The sequence below is a fragment of the Mesorhizobium sp. M1A.F.Ca.IN.020.04.1.1 genome (assembly GCF_003997315.1).
In the GTDB taxonomy this organism is placed as follows: Bacteria; Pseudomonadota; Alphaproteobacteria; order Rhizobiales; family Rhizobiaceae; genus Mesorhizobium.
In genome coordinates, this window is the sequence record NZ_RZSN01000004.1 from 38269 (window position 1) to 52450 (window position 14182).

Below are 14182 nucleotides of genomic sequence, written 5' to 3' on the forward strand. Positions count from 1 at the left end.
CCCACAACGGGGAGGGTAAGCGCCGTCACGGCATCAGCTGATATTCATAAAGCTTCTGATAGAGTCCCCCCTGTTTGAGCAGGGACTTGTGCGGGCCGCTTTCCAGCACCTTGCCGTTTTCCAGCACCACGATCGTGTCGGCCTGATGCACCGTTGACAGCCGATGCGCGATGACGATGGTCGTGCGCCCGACTGTGAGTTGCTGCAGCGCGTCGCGGAACAGCGCTTCCGACTCGGCGTCCAGCGCGCTGGTCGCCTCGTCGAGCAGCAGGATCTCGGCATTGCGCAGCATGGCGCGCGCGATCGAGATGCGCTGGCGCTGGCCGCCGGACAGCAACGAGCCGTTCTCGCCCACCTCCGTCTCGTAGCCCTTGACCATGGCGCTGATGAAGTGATGCGCGTTGGCGGCCTTGGCCGCGGCGATCACCTCCTCGTCGGTCGCGTCCTGACGCCCGAGACGTATGTTGTGCATGATGGTGCCGGCGAACAGGAACGTGTCCTGGCTGACATAGGCAATCTTCTGCCTGAGTGAATCGAGCGTGGCGAAGGAGATGTCCTGGCCGTCGAACATGACCTTGCCGCTTTGCGGGTCGTACATGCGCATGATCAGGTTGAGGATCGTTGACTTGCCGCCGCCGGAAGGTCCGACCAGCGCCGTCATCTTGCCGGCCGCCAGGGTCAGGTTGAGCTGTTCGAAAACCGGCGGGCTCTCGGGATAGGCGAAGCTGACATTGTCGAAGCGGATTTCGCCCGGGCCCGGCTGCAGCGGCTTGGCGCCGGGCTTTTCGGCCAGCGTCAGCGGCCGGTCGGCAAGCTGGAACATCATGCGCACGCCGACAATGCCGGTCTCCAGCGAGATGCGGACGCGCGCCAGCCGCTTGGCCGGCTCATAAGCGAGCAGCAGCGCCCCGATAAAGGCCATGATGTTGCCCGGCATCTGGCCGCCCTGCAGCACCAGGAAGCCGCTGATGAAGACTGCGCCGGCAATCGCCAGACCGGCAAGCGTTTCCATCACCGGGCTGGTGGCCGCCTCGAGCGTCGCGATGTTGTTGGCGCGGTTCTGGACGTCCGACACTGCCTTGTACATGCGCTTGCGCATCGCGCCTTCAAGATTGAAGGATTTGACGACGCGCACGCCGATTGCCGTTTCCTGCATCACATGCACGATCTGGCCGAGCGAGCGGAATTCCATCTTGGCGATCTGACGCACGCGCTTGAGAATGCTGTTGACGCCGTAGATCGCCACCGGTCCGACGACGAAGCAGATCAGCGACAGCGCCGGCTGCTCCCAGACCATCACCGCTACGAGCACGATCAACGTGACCAGATCGCGCACATAGGACGTGACGACGAGGTCGAGCACGCTGCGCGCGGCTTGGGCGTTGTTGGTCATGCGGGTGATCAGGTCGGACGACGAGGTCGAATGGTAGAATTCGATGCCTTGCGCCAGGATCCGGTCATAGATCTTGCGCTGCCTATCGGCGATGATGGCATTGCCGACACGGCTCATGAAATAGGCCTGAACGAACGTCGCCAGGCCCTTGAGGACGAAGATAGCGGCGACCGCGGCCGCGATCAGGTTGACGCGATCCGCTCTCTTGTAGACCACGAATTCGTTGGTGATCTCCTTCAGGATCCATGCGCTTGCCCCCGTCATGGCGGCCACCACCAGCATCGACACAATGGCCGCGCCATAGCCGAATTTATGCTCCCGGAAAGATTCTCGTACCAGCCTTGCGACAAGGCGCTGGTTCTCCGTCGAGCGGAAGAAGCGAAACAAACGGCCGATCCTGTGTCTGGCTTAGCAAATTTCGGATTCGCCACGGGGGCGAGAGGCGGCTTATAGAGCGAGTTGGCGCCGGAGGAAACGCCGGCAGGGAAGAAACGGCTGCGGCGGCCCGCCTGTCCGATCACGATAACGCTGATTCTACCAAAGGGATGACGACATGGATTTCGACCTCATCGTGCGCGGCGGCACGCTGCCGGACGGCAGGATCGCCGATATCGGCATCGCTGGCGAAACCATCGCCGCGATCGAGCCTCAGTTGCAAGGCGCAGCTCGGAGCGAGGTCGATGCGCGCGGCAATCTCGTCTCGCCGCCCTTCGTCGATCCGCATTTCCATATGGACGCCACGCTCTCCTATGGCATTCCGCGCATCAACGCTTCGGGCACGCTGCTCGAAGGCATTGCGCTCTGGGGCGAGTTGAAGCCGCTCCTGACGCATGAGGCGGTGCGCGACCGCGCGCTCGCCTATTGCGACTGGGCGGTGTCGATGGGCCTGCTTGCCATCCGCACCCATGTCGATATCTGCGACGACCGGCTGCTTGCCGTGGAAGCTCTGCTGGACGTGAAGAAAACGGTCGCGCCCTATCTCGACCTGCAGCTTGTCGCCTTTCCGCAGGACGGGTTTTATCGCTCGCCGACGGCCCGCGAAAACACAATCCGGGCGCTGGATATGGGCGTCGACATCGTCGGCGGCATCCCGCATTTCGAGCGCAGCATGGCCGATGGCACGCGCTCGGTGACGGAGCTCTGCGAGATCGCGGCGAAGCACGGCCTGATGGTCGACATGCATTGCGACGAGACAGACGACCCGCTTTCGCGCCACATCGAGCAGCTTGCCTATGAAACGCAGCGCCTCGGCTTGCAGGGCAGGGTGGCGGGCTCGCACCTCACCTCGATGCATTCCATGGACAATTACTACGTCTCGAAGCTGTTGCCGCTGATCGCCGAGGCCGGCGTCTCGGCGATCCCCAATCCGCTGATCAACATCATGCTGCAGGGGCGCCACGATACTTTCCCCAAGCGGCGTGGCCTCACCCGGGTGAAGGAGATGCTGGCGCTCGGCATCCGCGTCGGCTGGGGCCAGGACTGCGTGCTCGACCCGTGGTATTCGCTGGGCACGGCGGACATGCTCGACGTGGCCTTCATGGGCCTGCATGTCGCGCAGATGTCGAGCCCGGCCGACATGGCGCGCTGCTTCGACATGGTCACCAACGTCAACGCCGCCATCATGGGGCTTGATCATCTGGGTCTGACCGTCGGCAAGCGGGCGAGCCTTGTCGTGCTCGACGCCGGCAATCCGATCGAGGCCGTCCGCCTGCGCCCTGAGCGCCTCTGTGTCATCGCCAGGGGCAAGGTGGTGGCCGAACGGACCAGGCAGGAGACGCGGCTGTCGATCGCCGGTCGGCCGGAGAACGTCAACCGCAGGCACAAATCCGCGTAGCGCCAGCCGATTTCCGCCGCTGGTCTTACGGATCGTCCGAATTTCCCTCCTCAAAGCGACAGATTGCGAGTAGGGAGCCGGGCATGGCCCAGTTCCTCGCCCGCAATCTCACGATCAAGAATGTCCTGCTCGCCGGCATTCTCTTGATGCTGGCCGGCGACTTCATGTTCGCGCTGAACGACGCGATGGGCAAATGGCTGGTCGCTTCCTTCTCGGTCGGTCAGGTGGTGTTGGTTCGCTCCATCGGCGCCTTCTTGGTGCTTGGGCCGATGATCGCCAACCAGGGCGCAGGCAAGCTTTTTCAGGTGGAAAGGCCGGTGCTGCAGGTCCTGCGCGTCGCGGCGACCACGCTCGATACCGGGCTGTTCTATGCCGCGGTCGTCTATCTGCCGCTCGCCGACGTGATGAGCTTCTACATGGCCGGACCGATCTATGTCGCCGCGCTCTCGCATCTCCTGCTCGGCGAGAAGGTCGGCTGGCGGCGCTGGCTGGCGATCCTGGTCGGCTTCTGCGGTGTGCTGATCATCCTGAAGCCATCGTCGGCCGCGTTTTCGCTGTCATCGGCCTATGCGCTGATCGGCAGTATTGCCTTCGGCTTCGCCATCATTCTCGGCCGGCGTTTGCGCGGAACGAGTGACACGACGCTGGTCACCTGGCAGACCATCGGCACGTTGATTGTCGGCGGCGTTCTGACCATCGGCGCCTGGCGTATGCCGTCGGCGCTCGATTTCGGCGCCATGCTTTTGCTCGGCATCGTCTCCTGCGCCGCCCATCTGATGATCACCCGCGCGCTGAAGCTGGCGCCGGCGTCAACGCTGGCGCCGCTGCATTACAGCCTGCTCCTGTGGGCCATTGTCTTCGGCCTGGTCTTCTTCGGCGATGTGCCGAGCCCGCGGATACTCGCCGGCTCGGCCATCGTTGTGCTCGCCGGCATCTTCATCTTCCATCGCCAGAAGGTGGTGGAAACCGTCGTGCCGCCCGAGAACGTGCCGAAAGGCGTCAACTAGGATCCAGGCCTGCGCTCACCCCTCTCGCACAGCAGCGAGGTGGCGTGAAAACTCGGGCGTCTCCATCAGCGCCTTGCAGCGGGCGAAGCGTCCGTCCGCATAGGCGCGGAAATCGTCGACCGGGTTGTTGTTGGCGAGCTGGATCAGCCCCCACAGCGTCCAGAGCAGGTCGCACATGGCCTTGTAAATGACGACGCGGCCGCGCTCGGCCGGCCTTGCTTCGCCGCCGAAATAGGCGCGCATCAGCTCTTCGTCCTGGCCGGCGTCGAACTTGCCTTCGACCGAGAGGTCGCCGAGATCCCACAACGGATCGTTCATGCCGGAGTACTCCCAGTCGACGATCCACATCCGCTCCCCGGTATCGAGAAAGTTTTCGCAGAGCGGATCGCAGTGGCAGGCAGCAAGCTGGATCGGGTGCGTGACCAATGCTTCGCGCACGCTGCCCGCCTCGCGCACCACGTCGTGATAGCCGGGCGGCAGGGCCACATCCTTGGTCGACAGCACTTTCAGATAGTCGTCGATCATCGCAAACAGCTCGAAGCGGAAGGGGAAGACCGCGCCGGACGCATGCAGCTTGCGGAAGGCTGCGCCAGCACGCGCCGGACTGCCCTGTCTGGCCTTGAACTTTTCCGGCGACATGGTCTCGGCGTCGGCGACGAAGCGCGTTGCCATCAAGCCGGATGCGGGATCGGCAAAAAGCACCTCCGGGCTGACGCCGGCCTTGGCCGCCTCGCGCGCCGCCACTGCCTCGTTGGCGCGGTTGATATATTCCTCCGTGCCCTTGCCGGGAATGCGCAGGCAGACCTCGCCGGCCTTGTAGACACGGTTGGTAAGGCCACCCAGCCGCTCCAGCGGACCCTTATATCTGGCAAGCGCCGGAATGGCGGCCAGCGCCGCGCGCGCCTCTTCCATCGTCACCCCCTTAACCATCACGCCATGTTTATGGCGGAACGGTTCCACAGTTTTTGCCGCTTGGCTACCATGGCCGACACGAATCGGCGGCGGGAGCGGCAATGGCGGACGGCAAGCACAACAGCGCGCTAAGCGCGGCCTATGCCGCAACACGGCCGGACGAGGTGGCCGCAATCTACGATAGCTGGGCCGAAACTTACGACGCCGATATGTCGGCGGCCGGCTATCGCCATCCGACCATCTGCCTGGCCCTGCTGGCCCGCCATCTGCCGCGCGGCGCGGAACCTGTGCTCGACGCAGGCGCCGGCACCGGGCTGATCGGCGAATGGCTCGCAATCACCGGCTATCCTCGTGTCGAGGCGCTCGACATCTCGCAAGGCATGCTGGACAAGGCCGGCGCCAAGGGCGTCTACACGGCGCTGCATCGTCTGGCGCTGGGCGGCGCCCTGCCTTTCGCGGACGGCGCCTATGCCGGCATCGTTTCGGCGGGCGTCTTCACCTCCGGCCATGTCGGCATCGAGGGGCTGGACGAACTGATCCGCATCTGCCGTCCAGGCGGCATCATCGTGCTGACGATCAAGAACACGCTCTGGCAGGCCGGCTTTGCCGAGCGGATCGCCGTGCTCGAAGCGGAGGACGTCATAACCCGGCTTGAAGAGACACGGCCTTACGCGTCGATGCCCGGCGAGGGCGATGCGGTGCCAAGCAGAGGCCTCGTGCTGCGCGTCGGCTGACCGCTTTCCTCGCTTAAGCCTTTATCTTCTCTCCGGCCGGATCGTACATCGGCTCGAGATGGATCTTTGCCGGCGTGCGCTCCATCGCCACCACCAGTTCATAGGCGCCGGAGGCGAGGAAGTCGTCGCTGACGCCATCGGCGTTGCGCACATAGCCATAGCCGATGTTCTTCTCCACCGTATAGCCATAGCCGCCGCTGGTGAGATAGCCGACCGGTTGGCCGTTGCGCAGGATCGTCTCGCGTCCGGCCAGGACGACGTCCGGATCGTCGACCGTGCAGCCGGCAAAACGTTTTGCCAGCGGCTGGCCGGCCGCCTTCTCCAGCGCCCGCCGCCCGATGAAGTCGTTGTTCTTCCTGAGCTTCACCGCCCAGCCCAGGCCCGCTTCCTGCGGCGTGTCGTTCGGCGTGATGTCCGCCCCCCAGGCGTGATAGCCCTTTTCCAGCCGCAGCGATTCCAGCGCCCTGTAGCCGACCGGGCGGATGCCATGCTGTTTCCCGGCTGCCATCAGGGCATCAAAAATCTCGCCCGTCGCGGCGATCGGCACATGCAACTCCCAGCCGAGCTCGCCGACATAGGTCACCCGCAGCGCCCGCACGGTGTGGCCGGCGATGTCGATCTCGCGCGCGTGGCCGAAGGGGAAGGCGGCGTTGGAGACATCCGCACCCGTTACCGCCGACAGCACGTCGCGGGCACGTGGCCCCATCAGCGACAGCGTGCCGAAATCCTCGGTCACGTCTTTGAGCGCCGCGTCGAGTCCCTGGCCGAGATGGTCGCCGATCCACGAAAAATCATGCGTGCGGAAACCGGTGCCGGTGACGATGTAGAACCTGTCCTCGCCGAGCCGTGCCACCGTGAGGTCTGCTTCGATGCCGCCGCGCGTGTTGAGAAGCTGCGTATAGGTCAGCCGGCCGACCGGCTTGTTGATGTCGTTGGCGCAGATCCAGTCGAGCGCCCTCAGCGCATCGGCCCCGGTCATCTCATATTTGGCAAAGGAGGATTGGTCGAAGATGCCGACTTTCTCGCGCACATGCCGATGTTCCTCGCCGACCGCCTCGAACCAGTTCTGCCGGCCCATTGAATAGACGTCTTCCGGCTCTACGCCGTCGGGCGCGAACCAGTTCGGCCGCTCCCAGCCGAGCTTCGAGCCGAACACGGCGCGGTGCTCTCTCAGCCGCTCATAGAGCGGCGAGACGATGCGCGGCCGGCCCGAGAGATATTCCTCATGCGGGAAGCCAATGGTGTAGTGCTTGCCATAGGCCTCGAGCGTGCGGTCGCAGACCCATTGCCGGTCGCGGTGCAGGTTGGAAAAACGCCTGATGTCGACCACCCAGAGGTCGAGCGGCGCCTCGCCGTCGACCACCCATTGCGCCAGCACCCAGCCGGCGCCGCCGCCGGACGCGATGCCGAAGGCGTTGAAGCCGGCGCCGACGAACATGTTGGCGCATTCGGGCGCGACACCAAGGATGAAATTGCCGTCCGGGGTAAAGCTCTCCGGCCCGTTGATCATTTGCTTCACGCCGACATTGGCCAGCGCCGGCACCCGCTCGATCGCCTGCGCCATATGCTGCTCGAAGTGGTCGTAATCATCATCGAACAGGCGGAACTCCCAGTCGTTGGGCACGTCGCCCCCGGGGAGCTCAGTCGTCCAGGCCTGCGGGTTCGGCTCATAGCCGCCCATCACCAGCCCGCCGACCTCTTCCTTGAAATAGGTGCGGCGGTCGGGGTCGCGGATTGTCGGCGCGTCGTTGGCCAGCCCTTCGATCTTCTCGGTGATGATGTACTGGTGCTTGACCGGCTGCAGCGGCACGTTGATGCCGGCCATCGCGCCGACCTGCCTTGCCCATTGCCCAGCGCAGTTCACCACTCTGTCGCAGGCAATGTCGCCCTTTTCGGTCTTCACCGCGGTGATGCGTCCGCCCGCCATCTCGAATCCGGTGACGCGCGCGTCCTCGAACAGTTTTGCGCCATGCATGCGCGCGCCCTTGGCGAGCGATTGCGTGATATCGGAGGGGCTGGCCTGACCGTCGGTCGGCAGCCAGGAGGCGCCGACGAGGTCGCCGGTTTCCATCAGCGGCCACATGCGCTTCACCTCGGCGGGCGACAGCAGCTGCATGTCCATGCCGAAGCTTTTTGCCGTCGTCGCCAATCGCTTGAACTCGGTCCAGCGATCGGCGTTGGTGGCGAGCCTGAGGCACCCGGTCATTTTCCAGCCGGTCGCCAGTCCCGTTTCGGCCTCGAGCCCCTTATAGAGCTCGACGGAATATTTGAGCACGCGGGTTATCGAGGCCGACGAGCGCAGCTGCCCGACCAGTCCGGCCGCGTGCCAGGTCGAGCCCGAGGTCAGCTTGCCTTGCTCCAGCAGCACCACGTCGGCCTTGTGGTCGCGCGCCAAATGATAGGCGGTCGAGCAGCCGATGATGCCGCCGCCGATGACCACGATCCCGGCATGGCTGGGCAAAGTCATGATCTTGTCCCGTATCTCGTCCGGTAGTTTTCCAGTGCAGCGTCGAGCCGCACCAGGTTCTCTTCGGTATAGGCGACGTAATCGATGCCGGGCGCGTCGAGATAAATCTCGGAGACCATGCTCCACATTGCCTCGCGCAGCAGCGAGGCGCATTGCATGGCCGCGTGCGAGCGGCGGATCTCGCTGTCCGGCTCCTTCATGAAATAGGCGGTCAGGAAGGCGAAGGATTCCTCGTCGCTCATGCCCGCATTCGAGGCGGCCCCGGCCAGGTCGAACATGGCCGTGTTGAAGCCGGCATATTCGAAATCGATCAGCCACAGCCGCTTGCCGTCGTCGAGGATGTTGGCCGGCAAAAGATCATTGTGGCCGAAGACGATCGGCAAAAGCTTCTGCGCCCGTTCGAGCTCGTCGGCTAAAGCGAGATAGCGCGGCAGCTCGTCCTTCTTGCGGCTGCCACCTTCCTCGAGCGTGCGCGCATAGTCGCGGATGACATGAAAGACCCAGAACATGAAACCGGCGCCGGAGACGTGGTTCGGCATCTCGCGGTGAAAGCGCCGCAGCAGCGCCGCCACGCGGCCGAGATCGGCGCGCACATCCTCGGCAAGGAAGGTCCTGGCGCCGAGAAACTGGGTCACCAGAATTCCGGGCTCGGCGTAGTGCACGGCCGGCGCGAAGCCGGCCGCATGCGCCGCGCGCGCCGTCATCACCTCGCGCTCGCGAAAGACATGGTGGAACGGGAAGTCCTGGCCGAAGCGCACCACGTGCCGGCCGGCGGCGTCGGTAACGACATAGTTGGCGTTGCTGAGGCCGCCCGGCAGCGGCTCGATCTCGATGCCGCCGCTCCAGCAGGGCAGAGCGCGGATGCGGTCTTCGGTGGTTACGGCGGCGCTCACGGGTTCGGTCCTGCTTCGGCCGGCTTACGACAAAGCGCCGGTCTCTCACAAAGCGATGAGAGAAAAAAGAAAGGCCTCGTCGGTGCGGGATGCCGGGACTGATATCCCTCACCACACCGACGAGCCCCTTGGCCAGGCTTAAGATCCCGGCATCCGCCCCCGCGGATTCGAAAAAAGCTCGCGTCAGGCACGTTCCAGAAAATCTGGTCAGTCGATTGCGGCTCTGCCATCACCCTCCTGTGGCAGTTCCGAGCCTGTCACGACAACAATCTCACGCCAGCGTGATGTTGCTGTCAATAAAAAGCTGTGACCTTTTTTGGGTGTTTTGCCCGAAAATATGAGCAATTCCTTTAAAAGCGTTAGGAATGCCGTAGAATCGGTCAAAATCCCGGACATCCACATGATCCACTCGAAACGGCACGGCGAGATCCTGCGGCTCCTCGGTGAGGAGGGCACGATCACCATCGCCAGCCTGGCCGAGCGCCTGGGCGTGTCGCTGGAGACGGTCAGGCGCGACGTGAAACCGCTGACGGATGACGGAGCATTGCTCAAGATGCATGGCGCCGTCAGCCTGCGCTCTATGACAGGCGAGGCGCCGTTCGAGCGCCGCATGCGCGAGAATGCCGAAGCAAAGCGTCTGATTGCCCGCATGGTCGCGGCCACCATCCGCGACGGCGAGTCGATCATGCTCGACACCGGCACCACCACGTCCTTCCTGGCGCGCGAACTGCTCGGCCATCGCCGCCTGACGGTGGTCACCAATTCGTCCGACATCGCCCGTACGCTGGCGACGGTGAACGGCAACAAGGTCTACATGGCCGGCGGCGAGCTACGCAGCGATTCAGGCGCGGCCCTCGGAGTCGCGGCGATCGAATTCGTAAGCCGCTTCTCGGTCAGCCACGCGGTGATCTCCATCGGCGCGGTCGACGCCGTCGCCGGCCTGACCGACTACGAGCTGGAGGAGGCGGAATTCGCCCGCATGGTGTTGTCGCGCGGGCAACGCACGCTGGTCGTCACCGACCATACCAAGTTCGGCCGGCAGGGCCTGGTTCAGGTCTGCGGCTTCGACGGTTTCTCCGAGCTTGCCACCGACCAGCCGCCGCCGCGCGACATCGCCGCCGCGCTCAGCCAGGCCGGCGCGCGTCTCAGCATTGCGACGGCCTAGCGCCGGAGCCGCCAACGGCTTTCCTTCCCGGCCGCGCCGGTGTTTAGTCGGGCATGGCCTTCACCATCCGCCAGCTCCAGTTCTTCGTCGCCGTCGCCGAGCAAGGCACGGTCTCGGGCGCCGCGCAGAACCTCTCCATCTCGCAATCCTCGGTCACCGAGGCGATCAAGGAGCTGGAGAGCGATCTCGGCGTCGAGCTGTTCGACCGCCACCCGCGCGGCCTCAACATCACCCATAAGGGCCACCAGTTCCTGCGCCACGCGACGAAAATCCTGGCCGACGTTTCCGATGCGCGCCGCGCTTTCCTCGGCGATCAGTTGACGGCCGGCGGGCGGCTGCAGCTCGGCGTCACCTCGCTTGTAGCCGGATACGTGCTCTCCGATCTGCTGGCTCGCTACCGCCGCGCCTATCCGAGCGTCGAAGTCTCGGCGATCGAGGACAATGGCGACTATCTCGAGCATCTGCTGGTCGGCGGCAAGCTCGATATCGCCGTCATGGTCACGTCGAATTTGCGCGATCGCACCGCGCTGCAGTCGGAAATCCTCGAAGTCTCGGCCTATCGGCTCTGGCTGCCGCTCAGCCACAAGCTCGCCAGCGCCGACATTATCTCGATCGGCGACATCGCTTCCGAACCGCTGATCATGCTGACCGTCGACGAGATCGAGGAGAACACCGGCAAGCTGCTGTCGGCGCTGGGTGCGAGACCGCATGTCGCCTTCCGCACCCGCTCCGTCGAGGCCGTGCGCAGCCTCGTCGCCACCGGCGCCGGCGTGGCGCTGCTGCCAGATCTCGTCTATCGTCCCTGGTCGCTGGAAGGCGACCGCATCGAATCCCGCGATATCTCCGGCTCGCTTCCGGTCGTCCAGGTCGGCATGGTTTGGCGCCGCGGTTCCAGCCTGCCGCAGGCTGCCCGCGACTTTATCGGACTTGCCCAGTCGCAGCGCATGGTCCGGCAGCGGCTCTGATCAGAGCGATTCCAGCAAAGTGTGAACGGTTGGGCTCGGCCACTTCGCCGCAACCTTCCGTCCGGAATGGCGTCGGAAAGAGTATCGGAAAATCCGATATCGGCTTTCTGATAAATGGATTTGCGAAACCGGAATTTTCACCGCACTTTTCGCTCAGGGAACAAAGCCGCTCGGGAGCGCGGCTGCCGGGGTGATGGGAGCTCTGGCGTTCAGGTTTGCGTGTGATCCTTGTTGAAAACCGGATCGGTTTCGGGGCCATGCGCCAAAATGGGAGATCGATGATGAATGCATTCCTGAAGTCATGCACGGCGTTGACGGTTGCGCTGACCTTCTCGGGTCAGGCGATCGCCCAGGTCAGGGAAGTCGGCAAGGGCGAGGGCGAGCTGAATATCGTCGCCTGGCCGGGCTATATCGAGCGTGGCGAGACCGACAAGAACTACGACTGGGTGTCTGCCTTCGAGAAGGAGACCGGCTGCAAGGTCAACGTCAAGACCGCCAATACGTCGGATGAGATGGTCTCGCTGATGAACGAGGGCGGCTTCGACCTGGTGACGGCTTCTGGTGATGCTTCGCTGCGCCTCGTCGCCGGCAAGCGCGTGCAGCCGATCAACACCGACCTCATCAAGAGCTGGAAGACGATCGACGACCGTCTCAAGGACGCGCCCTGGTTCACCGTCGACAAGGTGCATTACGGCGTCCCCTACCAGTGGGGCCCGAACATCTTGATGTACAACACCACCGTCTTCAAGGAAGCGCCCAAGAGCTGGAACGTCGTTTTCGAGGAGATGAAGCTGCCCGACGGCAAGTCGAACAAGGGTCGTGTCCAGGCCTATGACGGCCCGATCCATATTGCCGATGCCGCCAACTACCTGATGTTCCACAAGCCGGAACTGGGCATCAAGGATCCGTACGAGCTCAGCGAAGACCAGTACAAGGCGGCGCTCGATCTGCTGCGCACCCAGCGCACCCTGGTCGGCCGCTACTGGCATGACGCCGCGATCCAGGTCGACGATTTCCAGAACGAAGGCGTCGTCGCCTCCGGCTCGTGGCCGTATCAGGTGAACACGCTGATCGCCGCCAAGAAGCCGGTCGCCTCGACCGTGCCGGAGGAGGGCGTGACCGGCTGGGCCGACACCACCATGATGGAAGCCGACGCCGCCCATCCGAACTGCGCCTATATGTGGCTCGAGCACTCGCTCTCGCCCAAGGTCCAGGGCGATGTGTCGTCCTGGTTCGGCTCGCTGCCGGTCGTGCCCGCCGCCTGCAAGGGCAATGAACTGCTCGGCGACGAGGGCTGCAAGACCAACGGTTACGACAATTTCGAGAAGATCAAGTTCTGGAAGACGCCGATCTCGAAATGCGCCAGCCAGAATGACAAGTGCGTGCCCTATTACCGCTGGGTGTCGGACTATATCGGCGTCATCGGTGGGCGGTGAGTTCGCCTAGCCTTTAGAAGTTGGCGCTGCCCCTCACCCTTACCCTCTCCCCTTGAAGAACGGGGAGAGGGGGTCGCCAGCGCTGGAGTTTGTCCCGTCTCCCCGTCTTTCACGCGGAGAAGGTGCCGGCAGGCGGACGAGGGGCAGCACAGACGCCCGAATTTGAGAGCCTGAACCTTCAGGACAGATCATGACCTCCGCCGTTTCCTTTAAACAAGTCTCGCGCCATTTCGGCAGCGTGCGCGCCGTCGATGCGGTCGATCTCGACATCGCGCCGGGCGAGTTCTTCGCCATGCTCGGGCCGTCCGGTTCCGGCAAGACGACCTGCCTCAGACTGATCGCCGGCTTCGAGCAGCCGACGGCCGGCTCGATCTCCATCTTCGGCGAGCGGGCCGAAGGCGTTCCGCCCTATCGCCGCAACGTCAACACCGTTTTCCAGGACTACGCGCTGTTCCCGCATCTGAACGTGCTCGACAACGTCGCTTACGGGCTGATGGTCAAGGGCGTCGGCAGGGTCGAACGGCTGAAGGCGGCGGAAGAGGCGCTCTCGCTGGTGCGCCTGCCGGGCTATGGGGCCCGGCGCCCCGGCCAACTCTCCGGCGGTCAACGCCAGCGCGTCGCGCTTGCCCGGGCGCTCGTCAACCAGCCCAAAGTGCTGCTGCTCGACGAGCCGCTCGGCGCGCTCGACCTCAAGCTGCGCGAGAACATGCAGGAGGAACTGAAGTCGCTGCAGAAGGTGCTCGGCATCACCTTCGTCTTCGTCACTCACGACCAGGGCGAAGCGCTTTCCATGGCCGACCGTGTTGCCGTCTTCAACGACGGCAGAATCATGCAGGTCGGCACGCCGGAGGACATTTACCAGCGGCCGAGGACGCGCTTCGTCGCCGATTTCGTCGGCTCGTCCAACGTGCTGCCGCCGGATTTCGTGCAGCGCTATTCCGGCCAGCATCGCTGGGGCAGCCTCAGGCCTGAATCCATCCGCGTATCGGGCGCCACGAGCGGCGATGGTGTTGCCGCGCGTCTGGTCGGGACCAACTATCTCGGCGCCACCACAAGGCTGGCGCTCGATGCCGATGGGCTGAGGCTGCATGCCATGGTGCCGGCGGGGACCGCGCTCCCTGCCGAAGGCGAGGCGGTGATGCTCACCTTCAATCGCGAGCACCTGCATCTGATGGACGAGCCGGCATGATTGAGGATTGTGCAAAGCACCCTCCTCTGTCCTGCCGGACATCTCCCGCGCAAGGGGGGAGATTGGCTCTCGCCGCTCGCTTCGCCAATCTTCGGCGTTGCAGAACTGGCGGGGCAGACGAGCTGCTGATCTCCCTCCTCGCGGGGGAGATGGCCGGCAGGCCAGAGGGAGGTGTGAAGGATCTCGG

General features: G+C 64.2%; 12 protein-coding genes. 7 read left to right on the plus strand and 5 right to left on the minus strand.

Annotation, left to right across the window (positions count from 1 at the left end; translation table 11 throughout):
- Nucleotides 1-25: 25 nt before the first annotated feature.
- A complete protein-coding gene (locus tag EOA49_RS02150; RefSeq protein WP_127240065.1) occupies nt 26-1780 on the minus strand; it encodes an ABC transporter ATP-binding protein in 1755 nt (584 codons plus the stop codon).
- A 166-nt stretch (nt 1781-1946) separates the two neighbouring features.
- Here EOA49_RS02150 and EOA49_RS02155 point away from each other — a divergent pair, with 166 nt between their 5' ends.
- Together EOA49_RS02155 and EOA49_RS02160 are read left to right on the plus strand one after the other, a co-directional pair.
- Nucleotides 1947-3227 (plus strand): amidohydrolase family protein, encoded by a 1281-nt coding sequence (locus tag EOA49_RS02155; RefSeq protein ID WP_127240064.1) that lies wholly within the window; start codon nt 1947-1949, stop codon nt 3225-3227.
- Nucleotides 3228-3310: 83 nt separating this feature from the next.
- Entirely contained in the window at nt 3311-4234 is a 924-nt protein-coding gene (locus tag EOA49_RS02160) for a DMT family transporter (RefSeq protein WP_127240063.1), read from the plus strand.
- 15 nt (nt 4235-4249) lie between these two features.
- Here EOA49_RS02160 and EOA49_RS02165 read toward each other — a convergent pair whose 3' ends face one another.
- Complete coding sequence (locus tag EOA49_RS02165) at nt 4250-5152, minus strand: phosphotransferase family protein (RefSeq protein WP_127240068.1); 903 nt, start codon at nt 5150-5152, stop codon at nt 4250-4252.
- A gap of 95 nt (nt 5153-5247) precedes the next feature.
- Here EOA49_RS02165 and EOA49_RS02170 point away from each other — a divergent pair, with 95 nt between their 5' ends.
- Entirely contained in the window at nt 5248-5880 is a 633-nt protein-coding gene (locus tag EOA49_RS02170; protein ID WP_127240062.1) for a class I SAM-dependent methyltransferase, read from the plus strand.
- A gap of 13 nt (nt 5881-5893) precedes the next feature.
- On the opposite strand, the gene EOA49_RS02175 is transcribed toward EOA49_RS02170, so the two are convergent.
- The 3 genes from EOA49_RS02175 to EOA49_RS02185 form a co-directional block, all read right to left on the minus strand.
- Complete coding sequence (locus tag EOA49_RS02175) at nt 5894-8347, minus strand: FAD-dependent oxidoreductase (RefSeq protein WP_127240061.1); 2454 nt, start codon at nt 8345-8347, stop codon at nt 5894-5896.
- A complete protein-coding gene (locus EOA49_RS02180; protein WP_095824288.1) occupies nt 8344-9240 on the minus strand; it encodes a phosphotransferase family protein in 897 nt (298 codons plus the stop codon). Before EOA49_RS02180 ends, EOA49_RS02175 begins: the two co-directional genes overlap by 4 nt.
- A 207-nt stretch (nt 9241-9447) precedes the next feature.
- Nucleotides 9448-9636: a hypothetical protein gene (locus tag EOA49_RS02185; protein ID WP_127214944.1), complete on the minus strand. Its 189-nt coding sequence runs from the start codon at nt 9634-9636 to the stop codon at nt 9448-9450.
- 4 nt (nt 9637-9640) lie between these two features.
- Between EOA49_RS02185 and EOA49_RS02190 the strand changes: the two genes are divergently transcribed.
- From EOA49_RS02190 to EOA49_RS02205, 4 genes are all read left to right on the plus strand, one after another.
- On the plus strand, nt 9641-10405 hold the full coding sequence (locus tag EOA49_RS02190) for a DeoR/GlpR family DNA-binding transcription regulator (RefSeq protein WP_095799264.1): 765 nt from the start codon (nt 9641-9643) through the stop codon (nt 10403-10405).
- Between the two features lie 53 nt (nt 10406-10458).
- Nucleotides 10459-11370, plus strand: a complete 912-nt coding sequence (locus EOA49_RS02195) for a LysR substrate-binding domain-containing protein (RefSeq protein WP_067003593.1) — start codon at nt 10459-10461, stop codon at nt 11368-11370.
- A 281-nt stretch (nt 11371-11651) separates the two neighbouring features.
- Nucleotides 11652-12806: an ABC transporter substrate-binding protein gene (locus tag EOA49_RS02200; protein ID WP_127240067.1), complete on the plus strand. Its 1155-nt coding sequence runs from the start codon at nt 11652-11654 to the stop codon at nt 12804-12806.
- A 190-nt stretch (nt 12807-12996) separates the two neighbouring features.
- On the plus strand, nt 12997-13995 hold the full coding sequence (locus EOA49_RS02205) for an ABC transporter ATP-binding protein (RefSeq protein ID WP_095824287.1): 999 nt from the start codon (nt 12997-12999) through the stop codon (nt 13993-13995).
- The last annotated feature ends 187 nt before the right edge of the window (nt 13996-14182 follow it).

Bases quoted from the DNA above. Each gene is read 5' to 3' on its own strand.
- EOA49_RS02170 (WP_127240062.1), top strand. From the start codon at position 5,248: ATGGCGGACGGCAAGCACAACAGCGCGCTAAGCGCGGCCTATGCCGCA.
- EOA49_RS02190 (WP_095799264.1), top strand. From the start codon at position 9,641: ATGATCCACTCGAAACGGCACGGCGAGATCCTGCGGCTCCTCGGTGAG.
- EOA49_RS02195 (WP_067003593.1), top strand. From the start codon at position 10,459: ATGGCCTTCACCATCCGCCAGCTCCAGTTCTTCGTCGCCGTCGCCGAG.
- EOA49_RS02155 (WP_127240064.1), top strand. From the start codon at position 1,947: ATGGATTTCGACCTCATCGTGCGCGGCGGCACGCTGCCGGACGGCAGG.
- EOA49_RS02200 (WP_127240067.1), top strand. From the start codon at position 11,652: ATGAATGCATTCCTGAAGTCATGCACGGCGTTGACGGTTGCGCTGACC.
- EOA49_RS02175 (WP_127240061.1), bottom strand. From the start codon at position 8,347: ATGACTTTGCCCAGCCATGCCGGGATCGTGGTCATCGGCGGCGGCATC.
- EOA49_RS02160 (WP_127240063.1), top strand. From the start codon at position 3,311: ATGGCCCAGTTCCTCGCCCGCAATCTCACGATCAAGAATGTCCTGCTC.
- EOA49_RS02205 (WP_095824287.1), top strand. From the start codon at position 12,997: ATGACCTCCGCCGTTTCCTTTAAACAAGTCTCGCGCCATTTCGGCAGC.
- EOA49_RS02185 (WP_127214944.1), bottom strand. From the start codon at position 9,636: ATGTCCGGGATTTTGACCGATTCTACGGCATTCCTAACGCTTTTAAAG.